Below are 22,688 nucleotides of genomic sequence, written 5' to 3' on the forward strand. Positions count from 1 at the left end.
TTAGGCGGATGGAAAGGATACGAAAGCTATAAAAATCCCGGAATTACCACGCTATGGATAGGTCTTGGTCGTTTTAATGATGCAATGGAGGCCTATTGTCTCCATAAAGATGTGTCCACACGATAGCGCTTGAGCGGGGTCAGGGGTGTGTCCTTGGTTTGCAAGGTGAAAGGACACACCCCTATGAAAGGTTCTGCCTTATGTTCGTTCAGTGCTTCCCCGCTCAAGCGGGGAAACATGGGCTTTTCGTCTCAACTTTGGGTTCCATCGGATCTATGATTGCAGAAGACCTTAAAAATGGATCATCTGATCAAAACTACTTCTTAACCGGATACCACTCCCTCAACCTTACATCGATATTTTTATCACCGGCGTTCACCAGGCTTTTAAATTGCTCCACATCCTGACCACGGTAGTGATATGGGTAAACGATCTTTGGTTTAAAAGCCAGCACACCGCTCGCGGCTGTTTTTACATCCATGGTATAGGGCAGGTTCATACACACAAAGGCTACATCGATGTTTTTAAGGCTGCGCATTTCGGGGATGTCCATCGTATCGCCTGAGATGTAGATATTCTTGCCACCAATGTTCAGTACATAGCCGTTACCCCTACCCTTGGTATGGAACGCGGTTGGCGACTCCGGAATGTTGTACATCGGGATGGCGGTCACGTCAACCGTGCCTTTTTTGGTCTCGCCGTTTTTCAGGATCACCAATTTAGTTTTGTCGGTTGTAGCGGGCAACTTGTCAGCGACGGCTTGCGGGGCGATGAGCACCGCCTTGTTGGTGTTTACCGCCTCTAACGTTTTAGGATCAAAGTGGTCACCGTGGATATCGGTGATCAGGATCATGTCCGGAGCACCCAGACCTTTAAATGCTTCGGCACCACCGGTCGGGTCGATGTAGATGTTCTTTCCCTGATAGCTCAACACCAAAGTGGCGTGGGTGATGGGCTGGATGGTCAGCTCGCCGCCCTTAACCTGCAACTTATCGGTTGCGGGTAATTGCGCGAACGACAAAAGTGAGTTAAAACTCAAAAATAACGCGATAATTGTACTCTTTTTCATATCAAAATTTGCTACTTGTTATAGCTAAACCGCCGATCAGCGATCAATGTTTTGCAGATGATCACAACACCAATTGTTCCAGCAAACGCTGCAAAGTTGCCGCCGGGTCATCGGTCATCCCCGGGTGTACTTTTGATGCCTGTACTACGGTGCTACGGGTAGCGGTCAGCCACCTAAAACGTGATGCTTCATCCAGCTGACCTATCGGGCCGCTACCTTTATCGCCTTTACAGATATTCTCAAAGGCAGCCAAATTAGCTTTGATGTCGGCCACCTCATCAGCACCGGCAAAGCAGCATAAGCGGTCTTCGTTAACGGCTACTATGGAGCCAATGTACTTCAGCCTTTTACAGTAGAGGATCACACCTACGTTAATAAACTCCTCGCGTTCTACCCTTGGCATTACGCGGATCACGGCGTACTCAAATACCTGTTTCACGTGCTCGCTTTGCTTCGTTAACAAATATTTCAGATGAGGCCAACCTCGTCAGCAGGAATTGGATATACACCTCGCGGCGTTCGTCGGCAGTAATGTCTCCTGTAGATAGCCATTCTTCGGGTATCAAACCAACGATATCCCTGATCAGTTGCTCGGTAATTATCGATCTAAATTCCGCATCAACGGTATCTAATTCGGTAGCCCATTTTAGCAATACATGATCTTTCACCTGCACGAACGGCCGTACGGCTTGCTCTTTCCAGTTATCCCAGCTGTGATGAAAATACAGTGCTGCGCCGTGGTCTATCAGCCATAACTCCTTATGCCAGATCAGCATATTGGTATTGCGTGGCGTACGGTCCACATTGGTCAGCAGGCAATCCAACCATAGTATTTGTGACGCTAACAACGGGTCGATGGTAGTGACCACAGGGTCAAATGTGATCGCCCCGGACAGGTAATGCAGCGCCAAATTTTGCCCTACGCTGGCTTTCAGCAGGTCCTGTATCTCCTCGTCAGGTTCGGTACGGCCAAAGGCTTCGTCAAGGTTGGCAAAGACCAGTTCGGGTATTTTTAAACCCAAGGCACGGGCCAGTTCCCCGCCGATCAATTCGGCAATAAGAGCTTTAACACCCTGCCCTGCCCCACGAAATTTAAGGACATATAAAAAGTCGTCGTCAGCCTCGGCGATAGCCGGCAGCGAACCGCCCTCGCGTAAGGGCGTTACGTATCGGGTAACGTTGACGGTGCGTAATTGTAAATTATTGGTAGCCATTTAAGGGCTAAACTACTCAATTATCCTAAAAGAGGTGGTCGAAATAAAAATTCGGTCGGTGGTGATGTAGTCATTAACATAACGGCATTGGAGCTGAGTTTGCCACGGTAACCAAGTCTCCCCGCTTGAGCGGGGATGCACTGAACGAACATGGAGCAGAACCTTAAATAGGGGTGTGTCCTTTCGCCGATTATGCAAACGGAGGGCACACCCCTGACCCCGCTCAAGCGGGGAAGCGAGACTTTTAAAGCATTATCGTGCCCCTACTGCGGATCCATCCTCGGCACCTTTGGCAACTTAATGATCAAACTACCAACGTCACCATCATGCGTGATGCCTTGCAGGTTGAGCGTGTAATTCGATGGCAGATCTGAGGTATAGAACGACACTTTAGCTTTCCCATTAAGATCGGTAAGAATATTGGGCTCCCAATGGATGGTGGCACGGTAATCGGGCATACCGGTCACAGGCTCATTCACTTTGTATTTAGGGCGATAGAATTTCTCTGGCTTCATCACCGGCAGCGGGCGGTAAGTGACCGCGTTTGGTGCCGGGTTACGAAAAAAACCGCTGCCACCCTTGGTCGTTATATCTACTACCAACACATCCGGCACTTTATTAGAAGCAACATTGGCGCGGTGCTCCAGGTAACCCGGCCGGTATTCGGTCTTGAAATACCACGGTGATGTCGCCCCTCCGGTTTTAAGTGTTTCCTCTGAAGCAGCGATCACCGATCCGGGAAAACTTATAGCTATCCACTGATCCCTTGGTTGCTGATATTTTACGAGATTGTTCTCGGTGTACATCACCTCCATGCCTTTAAATTGGGCGATCTTAAAACTGCTTAGTTCTTCAAATAACTCCTCTGCTGTTGGTGGCTGATCCATCATGATAGGCAGGCCCGAGCCGTCTACCAAGATCACCACAAAGCGGCCGTTCATACGCAAAGTAGGCATACCGCGCTCCATGGTTATCTTCATACCGGGCAGCTTTTGGCGCACCAGTTGGTAAAGGTTATCTACTGCCGATTCTTTAATATCCTGTTCATCAAACACCATATCCTGCCTGCCCGGGCCATTGCGGTTGTAGGTTCCTTTAATGACCTTTACATTCTTGATATCCACGTTCTTTAGCATCTTACCCATGCCTTTAATGTTAGACAGGTCTGCCTTTTGGGCCACGCGTTTTACAAAGTTAAGCTGGGCGGTATCGCTATTCACGTACCAAGGCATCACCGCGCTGCGGAAAGTTTCGGGTATCGGCGCAGCTTTGATCTTATCAACGCTGATGTTACCGAACGCACGTGCTTTGCCCTTAGCATTATTACCCTGTAAAAAGAATGATCCTGTATCTATCGGCGGCAAATTTTTAAAGCTGTAACGGCCATCGGCATCTGTTAACGTAGTGGTCACAAAACTTGGCTTTTGAGATGATATCAGCACCTCTGCATTAGGGACAGGCTTTTTAGACAAGTTGGTTACCTGGCCTGTGATCACCAATTCCTTTTCGGCCCTGAATTTTAGGGGTTTAGCGGGTGCAAAAATATCCTTCCAGTCGTAACCGGTCCAACCCTGGGTCAGCAGCAGGTTGTCCAGATCGGCCCAGGCCTGCTTGTCTTTACGCTCGATATAATAACCCGGATCCTCAATATGGCCTTTTAGATCGGCGCTCAGGATCAGACGGGTATTGATACTGTTACTCCCGATGGTATCGGCCTTGACCTGCGAGTTATCCGTCACCGCGAGCGAGAAACTACCTTGTACCGGGTTGCCGCTTTTATCCTTTATCTCTATCTCCAACCCAACGCTGTCGCGCTTGTTGTAGCGGGGTTTATTGGCCAGTACTTTGATCTGCAACTGATCTTTGTTATCAATAAATACAGCACGTTCGTTCAATGTACGTTTGCCTTTTAACAAGGTCAGTCGTGCTACGCCTGTCGGGAATTGCTCTTTACTCACTGTCAGCGTGGTTTGTTTACGATCTACCTGCTGCGAGTAATACATCTTTCCGCCAGATGTACCGATCAGATACACAGCACTATCGCCGGGCAGTTTATCTACACCTGCAATATTTACGGTCAGGATAGAGTCCTGCTCGTTATTACCTACGTGCATAACCGTACCTAAGGCATTTACCTTGGGCAGATCAAAACTCTTAACAGCAGGTTGGCTCAATCTCGCCATATATTTTTCGCCAGCTTTAGGCGTAAATTCTAAAACACCCATACCTTTGTGGGTTGTGGCAAACGGCACCACCTCCACACCTTTGCTATCGTAAATGCTACCGGCAACGGATGTGCTTTTACCATCCTCGCCTAAGGCTTTAAAACCTACAACCGACTTAAGGCCGGCTACCAAATTGCCGCCTTCGGGCATAAATTGAAGGTCGATATTTTGGTGGCGGTTTATCGCCAGCGGCACTTGTACCATTTTATCTTTAAAAGCCTTTTCAAGCCCGCTCACCTGTACACGCAGGTTGCGGCCATCTACTTTGTCTTTTAGCTCTTTACTAAATTTCAGGCTGCCATCTATACCCGTGCGCATCTTTTCTTTAAAGAGGTAATACCGGCCCTCGTAAATGCGTACTTCCACATCGGTAAGGGCAACGGCGGTACGGTCGCCATGTTTTAGTTTGATGTCCACGTCAAGACGGTTCTTCTCGGCCACCCGGTCAATAGCTGCCGTAGAGTTGACCAGCCAAGCCGACTGCGCCGGAACGCCCATATAAAAGCGTTGAGTAAAAAAGTAGCTGTCGCCAAAGTTCTGCTGCCAGTTGGTATAGGCCCTTAACGTGTAGCCGCCCTCCTGAAAAATTGTCGCCGGCAGCGGTATCCGTGCCGAACCTATACCCTCTTTAATTGGGATACTTACCCGGCGGGCTACTTGTCCGCTATCATCGTCCAATTCTACATATAGCAAACCACTCACTTTAGTAGCGTTGCGGGTAGCATCGGTAACGTAGGCTTTAAACCACAGCGTGTCGCCAATATTGTAGTACGGCTTATCGGTATGCAGGTACACCTTCTCTATTGGCAGGCGTTTTTGCATGCTGTCCAAAGCGGTGCTTACGGTGCGGAAATTATCATCATTAAAAGCAGCGGGCAAGGCATTGGTGTTACCCAACTCGCCATCCACGGTGTACCTGAAAACCTTGCGGCCCAAATGACCGTCGGCATTTATCCCCTCTACCGTAACCCGATAGTTAGCCGGGCCATCGCCGTTAAAGTAATTCATACTGGCGCGGCCGCCGGCATAAGTTTTTAGGTAGGGGTTCCAGTAAATGGTATTCCGCATATCGGGCAGGTTCTTGTTAACGCCCGGCCTATCAAACCTTGGCGAATAGAACTCCCTTGCTTTATTAAAACCTTTAGGCGATATATTGACAAGGCTTGGTGTAAAAACGCGGCGCGTAAAATTCAACTTAGTGTAGATCAACAGTACCGGACCCGTATTTAGCATTTTATATAGCGGAGAATCTTTAGCGTAGACGGCATCTACTTTTACAACATCCATAGGATCAATGGCTCCGTCATAAATGTCTATCAATTCTTGCTCGTTGGTTATCAAACGTCCATTTAAAATAGTTGACATAGCGGCCAACTTAACATGCGGTAAAAACTGTACAGCGCCTCCTTGATGAAACATTACCGGCCCCAATTTTCCATTAAGCGATAGCCCCAAGGTGGCAAACACATCGGTCTCTTTCATGGTATAGGTCTTGTCCTCGTGTCCCTCGGGTATCCTAAGTCCCAAATTTGGCGATAGCGGGATAACCTTATCTTTTACCGCCTTAATACTTACCTCGCGCAAGCGGCGCACCTGGTCCATGCGGCCCATTTTGGTATTCAGTTCATCCTGCTTTTTACCGGCATCTATGTAAGCTTTTAAACGGCCCGATATATTGGTAGATACATCGCCCATATTAGGGTTACGGGCTACTTGTATTTTGGGCACACTATCTAAGATCACCTCTACCTTATCCTTACCTTTAGGGTTACGCGCCTGAACTGCAAATTTGATACTATCGGTCATAAAGATACCATCGAACCTGAACCTGCCTGCCGAATCTGTACTGGTAAACTTGGTCACTTTAGCTTTTACTGATAACAGCGTAACCGTGGCATTGTACAGCGGCTTGTGCGTAAGCGTTTGCACCTTGCCCGATATGGTGGTGCCCACATTCTCTAACTCGAAAGCAGGTTTGCTGTTGGCTAATTTCTCTATCTCGGTCCATTTAAAACGGCGATAGCCTTGGGTCAGCATCAGGTTATCGAGCGCGGTGTTAGTCGGCTCGTCGTCCTTCATAAAATAGTAGTTCGGTTTTTCGATATAGCCCTTAATATCTGACGACAGCAGTAAGCTCGAAAATATGCTGGTCTCGTCAGCCTCATCGCTCGGCACTTTACTTTCATCAACCACGCTTACCGAAAAATTGGCCGCCGTTGCTTTGCCGTTGCCGTCCTTGGCCATTAAGGCCATAGATACCGGCTCTTTACTTCTATAGCTACTTTTGCCCGGTTTAATATCCAGCTCCATACGGTTGTTACTTTTGATGAAAGCCACACGCTCGTTAACGGGTTTGCCCATCGCGTCGAACAGCGTAAACTGCGCTATTCCACTCGGGAAGGCCTTCCTATCCAGCCAAACCGACTTCATGGGCTGATCCATGATCACATTGGTAGCAAAAACACTTTCGCCGCCCGCCTGCACGATCAGGCCGACATTTTTAGGTTGAGCCACTTGCTGCTGGGCAGTATTGATCCTCACCAATACGCTATCATTGCCGGGCTGATAAACGCCTAATACATAACCGCCGTCCGTTGCGACTTGCAGGGGGATGCTCTTTATTGATCCATCGGCAAAAGCTACTTTGGCGGTGTAGGTTTTACCTTGCTCGGGCCTTAGCACAAAACTGCCCATGCCTGCATACAAGGTGCTAAATGCGGTGATCTCTTTATTATCGTTATCCAGCACTTTCCCGCTAATGGCAAGACCCAAACCGTCTATCCCTACCGCTTTGAAACCTACACGACTGGTAACACCATTGACAAGGTTACCACCCTCGGGAAATATCTGCACATCGCTTTGCGCTAACATGGCCTTGATAGGCGTTATCTTATTGATCTCTTTATTAGCCGCATTGCTGAGCGTGCTGCGGATGTAGGCGCCAGCAAGGTCGATCTTGTTATCATTGGCGATATTGAGGGCGATGACACCATTTGCGTCGGTCTTCGTAGACTTGGTGTACGACAGCTTTTTATCGATATAAATGCGATAGATCACCGACTTGTTAATGAGCGGTTTACCATTTTCATCGGTATAAGTGAGGTTGGCAGCCAGTACATTTTTGCCATCAACGGTCTTGTAATTATAATCCGCGCGGGTAACTATGCCGCTGCTGTAAACCGAGCCGATAGTGAAGGTCTCATCAAAAAAATATTCCTCACCCGCGTTGCGCATCCATTGGGTGTAAGCGCGGATGCGATAATTGCCCTCGGTCAGGTTATCGTCCAGCGTCATATTCCCCATTACCATACCGGTGGTTACAGGTAGTTTCAGCTTACGGACTATCGAATCGCGCTCGTCGATCAGGTCAACATACAGCGCGCCGCTCATGGCCGATAGCTGATGTTTAGCGCCGGTGGTAACGTACCCTTTAAACCAAATGGTATCGCCAAGGGCATAGTAAGGCCGATCTAAATGCAGATAGACCTTCTCCTGCGGACTGGCAGCGCTCCATTTTTGCAGGGCGGCCACCAGTTTATCTATAGGATCATCTGCCTGTTTGAACGTGAAAGCCAGCGACAGCGTAACAACAGCCGCCAGCAGGCATTTTATCATGTGTTTAGGTTTCGTAGTCATTGTTCAAACGTTTTGATTAACAATTATTTAGTGGCGAAGGCGCGGTAACCCGGCCAGAGCTCAAATTTGTTGCCGTTGAACGGCTCGGCATCCACCGTAATGCGGACCACTTTGCGGCCCAATTGGCCGTCGGCGTTAATGCCTTCTACGGTAACGCGGTAGGTTGCCGGCCCATCGGCCGTATAAAAGTTAAAACTCCCCTGTCCTGCGGCGTAGGTTTTTAGGTATGGGTTCCAATAAACGGTCGTGCGCATGTCGGGTATCGTTTTATCCATTCCCGGGCGGTCATATTTTGGCGAATAGAACTCTCGGGCTTTATTAAAGCCTTTGGGGGTGATGTTGGCAATGGATGGGTTGTACTGCTTACGATCTTTTACCGGCTTGGTGTAAACAAATAAGACCGGCTGATCACCAGTACTCAATATCGCCTTTAAAGCCATATTTTGTATTACTGCTTCAATTTTCACAATATCGCTGCAATGAACATAAGAATTGTCGAAGACTCCCAGTGCTTCCTCTTTGCTCAAGAACCGGCCATCAAGAATAACGCGAAAAGTCCAATATTTTTCCAAAACCTTTGCAGACGGAAGTCCACCAGTAGCTGCCATTTTTACATTCGGTATTGCTCCTGCAGCAAGGAAACTCGCCAAAGAACCATATCGTTCCATTTCTTTCTCGTTTATGATCAGCGTCCGGTCTGCATGCCCTTCAGGTATCTTAAGCGGACCTTGTATCGCATACATTTCCTTCTTATCCTTCGCCCCACGAATATTCACTTCCCTTAGCTTATGCACCTTATCCATCCTCCCCATTTTAATATTCAGTTCATCCTGCTTTCTGCCTGCTTCGATATAAGCTTTCAGTATGCCGGGGATATTGGTGGCCAGATCGCCGGCGTTAGGATTTTTGCTCATAGCCTGGCGCGGTATGCTGTCCATGCTGACGATCAGTTTATCACTCCCCTTATTAGTACGGGCCTGGACAGCGAACTTGATACTATCGGTCAGGAAGATACCATCGAACCTGAACTTACCTTCAGCATCGGTCAGCGCAACTTTGGTGATCCGTGCACGGGTAGAATGCAAAGTGACCGCCGCGTTCGGGGCCACTTGTCCGGTCAGCGTTTTCACCTTGCCCGATATAGATATACCCATATTCTCGGCCGGGAATTGGGGCGGGGTGACAATCTTGTTGCTCGCGATATCCTTCCACACAAATTTTCGGTAACCCTGGGTCAGCATCAGGTTATCCAGGGCTTTGTCGGTCTGTTCGTTATCATTGATAAAATAATAATTCGGCTTTTCGATATAACCTTTAATGTCGGATGTTAGCAACAGGCTGGATAGGATGCTGGTCTCATTGGCCTCATCAGATGGGATCTTGCTCTCATCGATCACACTGACCGAAAAATTGCCTGCCGTATTTTTGCCGTTGCCATCTTTAGATATCAGGTTTACGCTAACCTGCTCTTTACCCTTGTAGATCTGCTTATTAGGTTTGATATCCAGATCAAGCCTGTCGTTACTTTTAATGAAGGCGATACGCTCATTCATCGGTTCCCCCGTCGCGCTGAACAAGGTGAACTGGGCTATCCCTGTCGGGAAGGCGTTCTTATCCAGCCAGAACGAAGTGATAGGTCTGTCGATGGTTAGCGTAGTAGCAAAGATGGTCTCCCCGCCGGACTGGGCTATCAGCCCGAGGCGTTGTGCCGTTTGCCCTTCCGCGGCACTCACCCTCACCAGCACGCTGTCTTTTTGAGGTTGATAAACGCTGAGTACGTAACCATTATCGACTGCTTTAGGCAAGGCGATCAGCTTGGTACTACGATCATCAAATGTGATCAATGCCGAATAGTCCCTACCCGCTTGCGGCCTCAAGATAAAACTGCCCATGCCTGCATGCGCCGTGGTAAACATGGTCACCTCTTTTTGGGTCGAGGTTTCTACGACTTTCCCCGTGATATTCATCCCCAGACCATCTACACCGGTAGCTTTAAAAGCGACCTTTGTGGCAACACCATTCACCGTCGTGCCACCCTCGGGGAAGAACTGCACATCGCTTTGAGATAGTGCTGCCTTGATCGGAAAATCTTTAATGACCTCTTTATTGCTGCTGTTATTCAGCGTGGTGCGGATGTAGGCGCCGGTAAGATCCGCTTTATGCTCGTTAGCGATGTTGACCGGGATATTGCCGTTGGCATCGGTTTTAGTGCTTTTGGTCCACACTACATTTTTATCGATGGTGATGCGGTAAGTAACATTTTTACCGGCCAGCGGCTGGCCTTTATCATCACTATAGTTTAGCATGGCGGTAAGCATTTGCTTGCCGTTAACGTCTTTATATTGATAATCGGCTTTAGTGATGATGCCATTGCTAACCACCGATCCCACGGTGAAGGTCTTATCAAAATACCACTCCTCGCCGGCGTTGCGCATCCATTGAGTGTAGGCGCGTACGCGGTAATTGCCCTCTACCAGGTCGTCGCCCAATACCATATCGCCCATGGTCATGCCCGTAGTGATGGGCAATTTTAGATCACGCACTACAGAATCTTGCTCGTTGATCAGGTCCACATAAACAGAACCACTAATTGCTGATAGTTGGTTACGGCTGCCTGTAGTGATATACCCCTTGAACCAAATGGTATCGCCAAGGGCATAATAGGGCTTATCTAATTGGAGGTAAACTTTTTCCCGGGGACTGGCAGCCGTCCACTTTTGGAGGGCGGCCACCAGTTTGTCTATCGGATCTTCGGCCTTTTTTGCGAAGGCAAATAGCGCCAGGACTACCGCGAAAACTACAACGCGGTACATCATCGGTTTAGGTTGAAACTTTATCACAGTTAACTGAATAATTGGTTATAAAGGCTGAACAATTGTAGATATAATAATTGAGAATATGATAAAAAAATTTAATATTTTTTCACATAAATTATTGTATAATAGACAGTTATTGAACTAAAACAAAATCCATCAAGCATCATTTTTACAATATTGGCAACTCTGCTTATTTATTGTTATAATTATTAAATGCTAAAACGCTTAACCTTACACAATTTGCTTTAACTGTAAGTTATACAGTTAGTGAGCCGGGCGGGCCAATATCTATCCTGCAAAGCACCAATAATTCATCTATCTTTGCCACAAGCCCCCATAAATGATAACGCAAGCACTCACTAACTTAAAAATAACCGCCCTGAACGCCATGCAGCAGGCAGCCATTAGCGCTGCCGACCAAGGCGATATGATCTTGCTATCGCCTACCGGATCGGGCAAAACGCTGGCGTTCCTGCTACCGCTGATACAGTCGCTGGATGCTAAAGTCCCTACTGTTCAGGCCATGATCATGGTGCCATCGCGTGAGCTGGCTTTGCAGATAGAACAGGTTTTCCGCGTTATTGGCAGCGGCTTTAAGGTGAATTGTTGCTACGGCGGCCATCCTCTTAAGATCGAGTTGAATAATCTTAAGCAACCACCTGCCGTGCTGATCGGTACGCCAGGCCGCATCGGGCACCACCTGCGCCGCGAAACGTTTAGCACCGATACCATCAAAACCCTGATACTGGACGAATTTGATAAGGCGCTGGAATTCGGTTTTCAGGAGGATATGGCTTACATCATCAGGCAAATGCCAAATATCAAAAAGCGGATGCTGACCTCGGCCACGCAAATGGACGAGATACCATCCTTTACCGGCATGGTAAAACCGCAAATACTCAACTATTTGGGTAATGTTGCCGCCAAACCCGACCTTTTGCAGAAAGTGGTTTTCAGCGAACCTGCCGACAAACTGGATGCCTTATACGCCCTGGTTTGTAAGGTGAGTGATAAGCCTACGCTGATCTTTTGCAACCACCGAGATGCCGTAGAGCGTGTGAGCGACCTGCTGTACGACCGTGGTCTGCCTCACGACATCTTTCATGGTGGTATGGAGCAGGAGGACCGCGAGCGCGCCTTATTAAAATTCAGGAACGGCAGCCATAGGGTTTTGATCACCACCGATCTGGCGTCACGCGGTCTGGATATCCCCGAAATAGCGCACGTGATCCATTACCAGTTGCCACATAACGAAGAGGCATTTACGCACCGTAACGGCCGTACCGCCCGGATGCAGGCCAAGGGCACATCTTACCTGATGCTTAGCCCGGATGATAAGCTCTCTTACCTGACGGTACTACCTGAAGAGGAACAACTGCCCGAACATCCTGTACCGCCCGCCCCGTCTCCATGGGTTACGCTTTACATTGCCGCCGGTAAAAAAGACAAGATCAACAAAGTGGATATTGTTGGGCTGCTGCTGCAAAAAGGCGGTTTAGCTAAAGACGAACTGGGCCTGATCGAGGTATTGGACCATTCATCTTACGCGGCCGTTAAACGCAACCTGATAGAGCGCACCGTTAAATTGGTGAGCAACGAAAAAATTAAAGGCCGGAAGATCAAAATAGATATTTCACGATAAAAAGATAAGGATATGAACAATAACGATGTCATGAAAAAGCTACGTGTAGCGATGAAATTCACCGACGATGATATTATAAAAGTGCTGGAGCTGGCCAACTTCCGCATGACCAAGACCGAAGTTGGCGCTATCTTCCGTGCCGATGACCACCCTAACTTTAAACCTTGCGGCGATCAGATCCTGCGCAACTTCCTTAACGGACTGATCATTTACACCCGCGGCCCACGCGATGGCAGCGGTAAACAAGGTGCTGGGGTGCCGAAGCCTTTTAAGGGGGAAGATAAAGCCGAGTAATACCTCTCGTTGTCACTCTCGAGTTATTAGATCGATCGGACCTCTAAGATAATTGAAAAGCCCAAGTCTCCCCGCTCGAGCGGGGAAGCCTTTAAAAAACATCGAGCAGAATCTTAGATGGGGGTGTGTCCTTTCGCAGACCTTGCACATGAAGAACACACCCCTGACCCCGCTCAAGCGGGGGATGCGAGACTTTTAAGCATTTTCCTTCTTCTCGCTTCTACTAACCACCTCATTACTTTAACAAAAAAAAACTCCATCAAAATTTGCTTAGGTCCACTGCAATCATTTACTTTGCAATTCAAAGTACTTTAAGCAAATGAATACCCTCCCTAATTTTCATAAACTATATCTTGATGCCCGCCGCAATAGGTGGATGAATTACTTCACGGTGTTCTGCCGGTTGGCTTTAGCGGCCGGGTTTATTCCACCAGGCATTGTAAAGATAAACCACGAGCGTTTTACCGATCTGCATAATAACCAGCCCATGGGCCATTACCTGGAAGCGCTGTACCATACCGGCTATTATCACACATTCATTGGCTACTTGCAGGTGACTGCCGGTCTGCTGTTGCTGATACCGCGCACTGCCATAATGGGAGCTTTATTATATTTCCCGATCATCCTCAATATCTGTATCCTATCCTTGTCGGTACGATTTGAAGGGTCGCTGGTCACATCTCCGCTGATGGTTATCGCTAACCTGTATTTACTGGTATGGTATTATGACAGGCTGCAATTCGTCTTCCCCTTCAAGACCGAACCTATACCTATACAAAAAAACAAGCCGAAACAGCTGGACAACAAATTCCCGATAAAATTTTTTGGAGGCGCTTTCGCGACCGTTGTGCTGGTGGTTTTTACCGTGACGCACATGTTTGAAATAATGCCCCGCAACACGATAAGCGATTGCGAAAAGCAATGTAAAGATAGCGAAAACCCGCGAGCTTGTCAAGCTTTTTGTGATAGTATCCATAACAGCGGTATGCCGCTGCATAAAGCGCTCGACCAGTATAACGAGGTTGAAAGTAAGCCGCGTTAAGTTCGGCCACACATGCTTTATGGTTTACCGGCCGTTGTGACAGATGCGTTCCCTATTTTTTGCACAAGGCTTCCCATCTCCCCCTCCTGCCCCATCCCTTGTATGTTGATGGTATAGTCCTTAGGCAGGTCGGACGTGTAGAACCATATTTTTGCCTTGCCATTAATATCAGTGTACAATTGCGGTTCCCAATGTATGGTGGAGCGATAATCGGGAATTGGTGTAGCTGCGTTAGCTTTATATCTTGGACTATAAAATTGCTTGGGTTGCATAACCGGTAAGGGGCGATAGGTGGTGGTACCATTCTTCGCTTTGACGTATACCCCGCCCGACCGAGTATTGATAAATATCATGCAAACGTAGTAATCCAAACGCTTGAGATAGTTATACCTTGCTGGGATGAACTCGGGGCTCCAAACGATCTCAAGTGTTTTAAGATTAGGGACGATCACCTCGCTTAATCTCTGTTTATACTCCTCTATCGAATATGGATCTTCTTTCTCGAAGCCTACTTCCTTTCCATCTATAACTATAAAATTTATAAAATGCTCACTATATTCCCTGACACCGCCAACCATTCTGTAACCATCCATCCTCATCGTAGCTCCGCCGCCATGATAAGCACGTTCATGCCGTATCCCAAACCCTGGTATCTTTTGTTTTAATAGTTGGTAAAGGTTCTGTGTGGTCGACTCTTTGATCTCGGCTTCATCAAAACCCAGATCGGTGCGGCCATTCAGTTCTCCGCCCGGTATGATGCGCGCTTTGCTGATGGTCACGTTCTTCAGCATGGTACCCTCGCCTACAGGATCTGCTAAAATAGCAGCCTTTTGCGCTACGCGTTTTATATAGTCCAACTGCGAGGTATCACTATTAACGAACCAGGGCATGATGGGTGTGCGATACATCTCGGGCACGTTAGGGATATTGATCTTATCGACCGTGATATCTCCAAAGGCTATCATTTTTCCTTTTTTATTATTGCCCTGCAAAAAGAACGAACCCGAATCGGTTTGCGGCAGGTTCTTGAACAGATACCGTCCATCCTTATCCGTAAAAGCGATAGCCGTATATTGCGGCTTTTGAGACGATATCAGGACCGACACATCGGGTACAGGTTTGTTCGCCACATTAACCACCGTACCTGTTACCGAAAGATCCTTTTCCACTACAAACTTGGGTTTAGTGGCCGGTGCAAAAACGTCTTTCCAATCATACGCCGTCCACCCCTGGGTCAGCATTAAATTGTCCAGTGCTTGCCAGGCTTTGGCATCCTTGCGGTGGAGGTAGTAACCGGGGGTTTCGACATCGCTTTTTAAGCCCGACTTTAACAGCAATTGCGTTGCGATGCCGAAGTTACCTATCGTATCGGGTTTTACCTGTGTATTATCTGTAACTGATAATGAGAAACTGCCTTGTACGGGAATACCTGTCGCGTCTTTCACCTCGATATCCAAACTCACGCTGTCGCGTTTTTGATAGTTTGCTTTGTTTTGCGTCACGCGGATATCCAGGCGGTCCTTGTGATCCACAAAAACCATACGTTCGGCTATCGGGGTAAGTCCTTTGAATAAAGTGAACCTTGCAATGCCTGATGGAAAGGTCATCTTGCTGATATTAAGGTCGCTGTTCTTAGCTGTGATCCTTTCTGTATAGTAGATCCGTCCATTCATCATTCCTTGGAGATGATAACTACTATCCGGACTAATGTTGACGCTGGCTTTTACGTTGACTTTAATGTCGCCGTCCTGCTCGGGGTTGTCTACATGCATTACTACTCCCGTAGCGTTCACCGCAGGTAGGTTATAGGTTTTGTTATTAGATCTGCCGCCGCTGATCTTGGCGACGTAACTTTGGCCGGCTTCGGGTGTGAACTTAAAGGAACCCATACCATTATAAAAACTGCTGATGTCGGCCACTTTATTGCCTTTGCCATCCTGAATGGTAGCTTTTACGTCGATGCCTTTGCCATCCTCACCTATCGCTTTAAAACCGACAGTTGAAGGGATACCTGTTACCAGTTTACCACCTTCGGGCAAAAATTGCAGGTCTATCTTGGCATCGCGGTTAATGACCAGCGGTATCCTGATCACTTTATTGGGGTAGGCTTTATCCAAACTGGTGATCTGAATGTTCAGGTCGCGGCCATCCACTTTGTTCTTCAGCAGTTTGCTAAAGTTCAGGCTGCCATCAATACCCGTGCGCATTTTTTCTTTAAAGAGGTAATAACGCCCCTCGTAGATCTTTACTTCTACATTGCTGAGCGATACGGGTTTCCTGTCGCCAAGATGTAGTTTTACCTCTACGTCCAGACGGTCCTTATCCCCTACGTGTTCGATCGCTGCTGTCGACTTCACCAGCCAGGTAGCTTGCGTAGGCATCCCTAAATAGAAACGATGGGTAAAAAAGTAGTCGCTGCCAAAGTTGTTCATCCAGTTGGTGTAGGCGCGTAAAGTATAGCCGCCCTCTTTAAATACTTTAAGTGGCAGCGGAATCTGGGCCATGCCCAAACCTTCTTTAATGGGGATGCTGATGCGGCGCATGACGTCGGCGCTATCATCATACATCTCTACATACAGCAAGGCACTGTGTTTGGATGGTCGGTTGCCCGCGTCCGTCACATAGGCTTTGAGCCATAGCGTATCGCCGATATTGTAATAGGCTTTATCGGTATGCAGGTACACTTTCTCGATGGGCAAGCGGCGCTTTAGGTTCGCTAATGAGTCGGCGATGATCTTTACAGACTTAGCAGGATCTGATAAAAGGAGATCTGTATCAGCGGGGCAGTAATTTACACCAAACTTTGCTGATCTTTTTGCAACACCGGCAGGCCCGGCTATGGTGAAGGCATACGATAATGCCACCGCTGCCATCACCACAGCAACGCCTATTGTGTTTTTCCATTTAGGTTGAAAGTCCATCATAATTGAACTTGAGAGCGATGTAAGGTTGAACAATTATAAGGATGAATATTTACATATTTATAATTTTTGACAAAAAAAATTAATATAAATTATTGTAAATAAGACAGTTATTAACCCATTTTGCAATTGTCATGCTTACAATTCTTATCATAATTATAATGTTAGCATAGTATTAATGAAAATATCGCTAACAAAGCCGTGTTACATTGTATCTTTGGTTTTAACTGTAATTATTACAATTAGTTGATATACATCAATTGTTGGGACGAATAAAAATGACAACATTTGTATGTTTAAACACTTAATCTAAGAACAAAATGAAAAAAACACTGATCACTCTATTCTCTGCACTTGCTTTAATGTCATTTAAACCGGTTGCAGACAGCACCTGGACCGTGGACGGCGCCCACTCTAAATTAGGTTTCTCTGTTAGCCACATGGCTATATCTGAGGTTGACGGTACCTTCAAAAAATTCTCGGCCACTATTAAAACCACTAAAGACGACTTTAGCGATGCTGTAGTTGAATTGACCGCTGACGTTAACACTATAGACACAGAGAACGACAGACGCAACGAACACTTGAAAAATCCTGACTTTTTTGAGGTAGCTAAATACCCTACGTTGACTTTCAAAAGCACTTCTTTCAAAAAAGTTGACGCTAAGAACTACAAAGTTACCGGTAACCTTACCATGCACGGTGTTACCAAAGCAATAACTTTAGACGCTACTTTTGGCGGCCAGTTCACTAACCCGCAAAACAACAAAACAATTGCTGGTTTTAAAGTGAGTGGTACTTTTAACCGTAAAGATTTTGGTATAGGCGCAAAAACCCCTTCTGCCGTAGTTGGCGAAGAAGTTACTTTGGTTGCTAAAACCGAGTTCATTAAAGGCTAATTCGCACTAACGATATTTTAAAAGCCGCGCCGGGATAACCCCGGCGCGGCTTTTTTGTTTAGGACAATTATCACGGATACGCCATTTTATTTAATGATCGGTTAAAATTATTTTAACGATCAAAACTAAAAGCTTTATTTTTGCTCCCCATAATTGATAAGAGCATTGAGTAAAGTGAATACGATAGGTCGTAAGGAGAGTTGGAAGAGCTTTTTAAGCTCTTCTGTAGCGCGGTTCGAACTGATAGGTGGTTCGGTATTGGTAGCTATTTTGCTTGGAGCGATGCCTTTCTTTTTTAACTCGATAGAGAAACGACCAGGTATCCGCCTTAATGATTGGGTGCTTGACCAGATCCCTGCCCACAACGTATCGTTTCTAATCTTTGCTATTATTTGGGGCATGGGTGCATTGGCATTAGTGCGCGCGGCTAAACGCCCGGGTATGTATGTTACCTTTGTGTGGGCCTATTCGTTCATCATTTTGGTGCGCTTTTGCACTATTAGCATGATCAAGCTCGATCCGCCTGCCGGATTGATCAATCTGGTAGATCCGATCACAGGACTGTTTTACGGCGGTAACGTGATCACTAAAGATCTTTTCTTCTCGGGTCATACTGCTACCCTATTCCTTATATTTTTAACGCTGCAAAAAAAGACCGACAGAATTATCGGCCTTATAGCAGTAATAGCCGTTGGGATATTACTATTGGTTCAGCATGTACATTACACGCTGGACGTGATCGTAGCGCCGATAGCCGTTTACCCGATCTTTAAACTGGTAAAAGCTATGCTTGGCGACCACTCCCCTGCCAACGAGCGCAAATAGCAACATCCTATTTTAGGATCACTTTAGTAGCTCCATAACCGAACTTTTCTTTACGGGCATCCATAAAGGTTTGCACCTTTTGGTTTTTGCCCAATAGCTTGTGCAATTCGTGTTTAAGGATGCCGTTGCCTGTGCCGTGTATGAAGGTCACCTCTGGCAATTGATGCACAATGGCGGCCTCTAAGGTCTTTTTAAAATGATCCAACTGAAAATTCAGGATGGTGGCGCTACTCATAAATTGATGGTCGTCGCGCAGTTTTTCGATATGCAAGTCAACCTCCGTGGTAGGCTTATCTACCGTCAATTTCTCGGTAGCTGATCTGAAGAAACTCTCCTTTAATTTTTCAGCATCGATAGCAATCTCCTCGTCCTCATCCAGGCGGAATAGCCAACCATTTTCGTTCAGTAAGGGTATAGACTTTTTTGTGCCGGCAAAATCTTTGGCCTTAAATTTTTCGGTAAAAGTTAGGGGAGCGATGATCTGCTTGGCCTGCTTGGTAAAGTATAAGATCTGCAAGGTGAACTCGGGCCAGATCTGCAGGTCGGCTAATGGTGCAGAGTGGATCTTTAGGTATGACGCGGGCGCGATCATCCCGGCAAATTCGCCCCTGATCTGTTTATCTTTCGTGGCCGATAATGTACTCGCCAACTGATAAGAAGTTTGGTTGACCAGATAGAAATGCACCACCGCGTTAGTTTTATGATCGGGCGCTGCAGCCAGATAGATGCCTTTCTCTACAAATAACTCATCAGGAATAGTTGTGGGAGCAGCGTTGGACTGTTCGGTCGCATTCTTCTTATACCCATGTACCGTGGTCACTTTACTGACCGGCACCGGTATCTCAAAATCATCAGACCCGGTAACGCCAATCATATCATCACTGATGATACGGGTAACGTACCCCTCCAGATTCTCATCAACAAACCGCACAAAATCGCCTAACTGATACTTCATTTTTGATAGATGCTTAAATACAAATGGGTATAAAAAAAGTAAAACCGAGCCTTTCGACCCGGTTTTGGTGATAGTTATTCAATACCCCTATTAAAATAACCACTCAAAAGTAAGATGTTTTTTATTTTCTAATGTAATTTTAAAAAAAAATATTTTTGGCGACGGTAAAATTTGTTTCTTGAACGATATAAAGATCATCTGATCAACAAAACCATTTAATATCTTCGGCGTACTACTAATATGAAGATCTACCAGCAGGCCATACAACTACGCGAACGCCGTCGCGGTTTCCATATCATCACTAATGAGGTTTTGCACGCCCTGCCCCAAATAGAAGAAATACAGGTAGGCATGTGTCAGGTCTTTATTCAGCATACTTCAGCATCGCTCAGTATTAACGAGGCCGCCGACCCGACCGTACGTGTAGACTTTGAGATGTACTTTAACAAGGTAGCGCCCGAGAACGACCCCGATTACCGCCATGACTACGAAGGCTCTGACGATATGCCAGCGCACCTGAAAGCGTCGCTATTAGGTAGTTCGGTAATGATACCGATCACCAATGGCGAACTGGCTTTGGGCACCTGGCAAGGCATTTACCTCTGCGAGCACCGCAATTACGGCGGATCGCGCCGCTTAGTGGTGACCGCGTGGGGCGAATAGGTTTTTAAATATCCAGTGACTGTATCTGCACTTTGTAGTCATCGGGCAGCAAAGCATTTTTGAACGGTTTTTCCATCCGTAGCCAGCGTAACAGTTTGTACGCTGACAATAACGAGCCCATGTAGGCACTAAAACCCAGCATTTGTTTCACCTTTAGCGGCACTACCATGGCTTGGACCTGCATCATCAGCAGGTTGCGTACAGGGCCTAAATGCTTGCGGTATTGTTTGTAAAGGTCGACAGTAAACTTACTGCTGATGAGGTCGTTCTGCAGGTGTTCATCTCGCATTATCTCCCATTCTAAGTAACCGCCAGGCAAGCCTTTTAAACCCATGCACTGCCCTACCCTGTTAAATACATCAAATACTTCGGCTTTTTCGGTCAGGGTAAGTTTACGCTCCAATAACTCGAACGAGCGGATGGAATAGTCTATAAGCATGAACAACACATCTCGATAAGCCCAATCAGGGATCTGCGAGCCACGGGCTTGTTCCACACCTTTATGGATGGCCGTGATCTGGTCGATAGAGCGGATGGCGGTATCATAGTCGGAAAAGATGATCTGCCTGGCGTAAGCTACCGTAGAGAATAACCTGCCCAATGGATCGGCCGGTAATTTCCCTGTGAAATACAGCCAGTCGACAGCCTTGTTCAGCGCGAACTCGGCCGCTGAACCGGCGAAGATGAACAGAACGGTATCCGCCGTCCCCCAGATCTTACGGACGATAGAATCTTTATCAACGAATGTGCTCATGGTCGTGGTTGTTTTTATTCAGATAATGTTTATTGATGCTCCGTTGGATGCGGATGGTTTCGATGATGATGATGGTGATCACACCCAGCGTATAAGCCAGCATATCCGACCACGAAAAAGTGGTGCCGATAAGCGTGCATGCTAACGGATAACCACCCAACCCGATCTTATATACCAATCCGAAATATTGCGCGGCCTCTATGGCATAAGCAAATAGCAAAGTGCCGATGGCGGTGATCACGGGTGGCTTATTAACGAAGGACTTTATTGCCATATAAACTAACATCACCACCAAATAATCGCCGAATAGCGGACGAATAAAGGCATCATTGAAAAATACAGCGATGCCTACCTCAGTCAAAAATAGCAGTACAGCTAATAAGAAATACCGAACGTTGAATATCATTAAATAAAAGTACTTTGAATTGCAAAGTTATAGATAACGTGGCAACATTGCAACTAAATTTTACATCAGTTAAACGCTAATTACAAAGCAGATGATTAATTTGCGGATATGTTGTCCGAACCGTCATACCTGCCGGCCCGAATGGTGGCCCAAAAGATAGAAACGCACTTGCTTAGGCACTTAGATGATGCCCGCTACCTAAGCGAGCTGCTGTTGGCAGATATCCCATCAGCAAGTATGATAGAGTCAATGGTCGACATTGGTTTTTGGGCAAGCCTGCGCCGGGAAGAGGGTCAGCCGCCTAAGATATCGATGGCGTTCCTCTCGCCCGAGCAGGCGGGTAGCCCGCTGGTGTTTGCTAACCGTTTGCGGCTTACGCCTAAAAACCTCACCAAGTTGGCCCCTGCTGTGGTTCAGCCTGGCATCCACCTGGGTGTTTGGTTGGATGAAGATAACTCGCTTTACGTTTGGGGTACTACCCACGAGATACCGGGGATATGCTTTGTGTTGGAAGTTGTTGAACCGGGCTTGCTGGTGATCAAACATCGCCGCACGGATGGCTTTGGCAAATTCGTGAACATTGCCGTGCTACGTGGCGACGAGATCAAGATCATTGACGAGCATAACATCAGTCTGGATGATTGTCCGGGTGTGATCGAATCTTTGTTAGAGATGCCGCTCCCCTCCGCCCCCGGCGATACTTTTAATGTACTGGTCGAGCTATCCACCGCTATGCGCGCGCATAATCGTGGCGGATTGGTACTGATCGTCCCTACAGGGTCGGATGCCTGGCAAAGCTCCATCATACAGCCGATCAATTACCCCGTGGATCCACCTTTCTGCGCCATATCCGACCTGTTGAAAGAACCTAAGCATAAACGCAACATCGCCTGGAAACAGAGTTTGCGTAACGCGATAGATATCATTGGGGGATTTACTGCTGTAGACGGCGCGACCATCATCAACAAAGACAACGAGTTACTGGCCTTCGGCGCCAAAATAGCTCGCTCGGAACTGAGCATCCCCGTAGACCAAATGATCATGACCGAACCTGTGACCGACGGCAAACCGATATACATGCACCCTGCACAGAACGGCGGTACCCGCCACTTAGCGGCAGCCCAATTCGTCTACGATCAACGCGACGCCCAGGCCATGGTAGCATCAGTAGATGGGCATTTCACGCTCTTCGCCTGGTCGCACCATTTGAATATGGTGCATGCGCATAGGATAGATATTTTGTTGATGTAGGGGAAAATCGTTGGAAGGTTGTAAAGTTTGAAAGTTAAAAGGTTATGCCTTATGTTTTCAGCCTTCTAACTTTCCA

At 47.1% G+C, this 22,688-nt stretch carries 16 protein-coding genes; 7 read left to right on the top strand and 9 right to left on the bottom strand.

Translation table 11 applies throughout. The annotated features are described in order from the left end of the window. Positions 1-316 precede the first annotated feature (316 nt). From IRJ16_RS16845 to IRJ16_RS16865, 5 genes are all read right to left on the bottom strand, one after another. A complete protein-coding gene (locus tag IRJ16_RS16845; RefSeq protein WP_194112798.1) occupies positions 317-1,069 on the bottom strand; it encodes an MBL fold metallo-hydrolase in 753 nt (250 codons plus the stop codon). Between the two features lie 61 nt (positions 1,070-1,130). After that, positions 1,131-1,508, bottom strand: coding sequence for a DUF3037 domain-containing protein (locus IRJ16_RS16850; protein WP_194112799.1), 378 nt, complete (start codon positions 1,506-1,508; stop codon positions 1,131-1,133). Continuing rightward, complete coding sequence (locus IRJ16_RS16855; RefSeq protein WP_194112800.1) at positions 1,492-2,283, bottom strand: HipA family kinase; 792 nt, start codon at positions 2,281-2,283, stop codon at positions 1,492-1,494. The genes IRJ16_RS16850 and IRJ16_RS16855 overlap by 17 nt, the downstream gene beginning before the upstream one ends. A 263-nt stretch (positions 2,284-2,546) precedes the next feature. Then, positions 2,547-8,144 (bottom strand): carboxypeptidase-like regulatory domain-containing protein, encoded by a 5,598-nt coding sequence (locus IRJ16_RS16860; RefSeq protein ID WP_194112801.1) that lies wholly within the window; start codon positions 8,142-8,144, stop codon positions 2,547-2,549. Positions 8,145-8,167: 23 nt separating this feature from the next. Then, positions 8,168-10,960 (bottom strand): carboxypeptidase-like regulatory domain-containing protein, encoded by a 2,793-nt coding sequence (locus IRJ16_RS16865; RefSeq protein WP_194112802.1) that lies wholly within the window; start codon positions 10,958-10,960, stop codon positions 8,168-8,170. Between the two features lie 340 nt (positions 10,961-11,300). Here IRJ16_RS16865 and IRJ16_RS16870 point away from each other — a divergent pair, with 340 nt between their 5' ends. From IRJ16_RS16870 to IRJ16_RS16880, 3 genes are all read left to right on the top strand, one after another. After that, positions 11,301-12,602 carry a DEAD/DEAH box helicase gene (locus IRJ16_RS16870; protein ID WP_194112803.1) on the top strand — a complete coding sequence of 434 codons (1,302 nt, stop codon included), beginning with the start codon at positions 11,301-11,303 and terminating at the stop codon, positions 12,600-12,602. 12 nt (positions 12,603-12,614) lie between these two features. After that, complete coding sequence (locus tag IRJ16_RS16875; protein ID WP_194112804.1) at positions 12,615-12,896, top strand: DUF1456 family protein; 282 nt, start codon at positions 12,615-12,617, stop codon at positions 12,894-12,896. 319 nt (positions 12,897-13,215) lie between these two features. Then, a complete protein-coding gene (locus IRJ16_RS16880) occupies positions 13,216-13,938 on the top strand; it encodes a DoxX family protein (protein WP_194112805.1) in 723 nt (240 codons plus the stop codon). A 17-nt stretch (positions 13,939-13,955) separates the two neighbouring features. On the opposite strand, the gene IRJ16_RS16885 is transcribed toward IRJ16_RS16880, so the two are convergent. After that, positions 13,956-16,862 carry a carboxypeptidase-like regulatory domain-containing protein gene (locus IRJ16_RS16885; RefSeq protein ID WP_194112806.1) on the bottom strand — a complete coding sequence of 969 codons (2,907 nt, stop codon included), beginning with the start codon at positions 16,860-16,862 and terminating at the stop codon, positions 13,956-13,958. Between the two features lie 317 nt (positions 16,863-17,179). Here IRJ16_RS16885 and IRJ16_RS16890 point away from each other — a divergent pair, with 317 nt between their 5' ends. Then, positions 17,180-17,758 (top strand): YceI family protein, encoded by a 579-nt coding sequence (locus IRJ16_RS16890; RefSeq protein WP_194112807.1) that lies wholly within the window; start codon positions 17,180-17,182, stop codon positions 17,756-17,758. A 174-nt stretch (positions 17,759-17,932) separates the two neighbouring features. Next, positions 17,933-18,583 (top strand): phosphatase PAP2-related protein, encoded by a 651-nt coding sequence (locus IRJ16_RS16895; protein ID WP_290246121.1) that lies wholly within the window; start codon positions 17,933-17,935, stop codon positions 18,581-18,583. A gap of 7 nt (positions 18,584-18,590) precedes the next feature. Here the strand turns inward: IRJ16_RS16895 and IRJ16_RS16900 are convergent, their stop codons facing one another. Next, entirely contained in the window at positions 18,591-19,538 is a 948-nt protein-coding gene (locus tag IRJ16_RS16900) for a Smr/MutS family protein (protein ID WP_194112809.1), read from the bottom strand. Between the two features lie 240 nt (positions 19,539-19,778). On the opposite strand from IRJ16_RS16900, the gene IRJ16_RS16905 reads away from it, so the two are divergent. Further along, positions 19,779-20,201: a secondary thiamine-phosphate synthase enzyme YjbQ gene (locus tag IRJ16_RS16905; protein WP_194112810.1), complete on the top strand. Its 423-nt coding sequence runs from the start codon at positions 19,779-19,781 to the stop codon at positions 20,199-20,201. 4 nt (positions 20,202-20,205) lie between these two features. Here the strand turns inward: IRJ16_RS16905 and IRJ16_RS16910 are convergent, their stop codons facing one another. Together IRJ16_RS16910 and IRJ16_RS16915 are read right to left on the bottom strand one after the other, a co-directional pair. Further along, entirely contained in the window at positions 20,206-20,955 is a 750-nt protein-coding gene (locus IRJ16_RS16910; RefSeq protein WP_194112811.1) for an oxygenase MpaB family protein, read from the bottom strand. After that, positions 20,939-21,361, bottom strand: coding sequence for a ribosomal maturation YjgA family protein (locus tag IRJ16_RS16915; protein WP_194112812.1), 423 nt, complete (start codon positions 21,359-21,361; stop codon positions 20,939-20,941). The genes IRJ16_RS16910 and IRJ16_RS16915 overlap by 17 nt, the downstream gene beginning before the upstream one ends. A 108-nt stretch (positions 21,362-21,469) precedes the next feature. Here IRJ16_RS16915 and IRJ16_RS16920 point away from each other — a divergent pair, with 108 nt between their 5' ends. Further along, the gene (locus IRJ16_RS16920; protein ID WP_194112813.1) at positions 21,470-22,612 is read left to right on the top strand and encodes a putative sensor domain DACNV-containing protein; all 1,143 of its coding nucleotides are present in this window, start codon (positions 21,470-21,472) and stop codon (positions 22,610-22,612) included. Positions 22,613-22,688 lie beyond the last annotated feature (76 nt).

It is taken from the genome of Mucilaginibacter myungsuensis (genome assembly GCF_015222005.1).
GTDB lineage: Bacteria > Bacteroidota > Bacteroidia > Sphingobacteriales > Sphingobacteriaceae > Mucilaginibacter > Mucilaginibacter myungsuensis.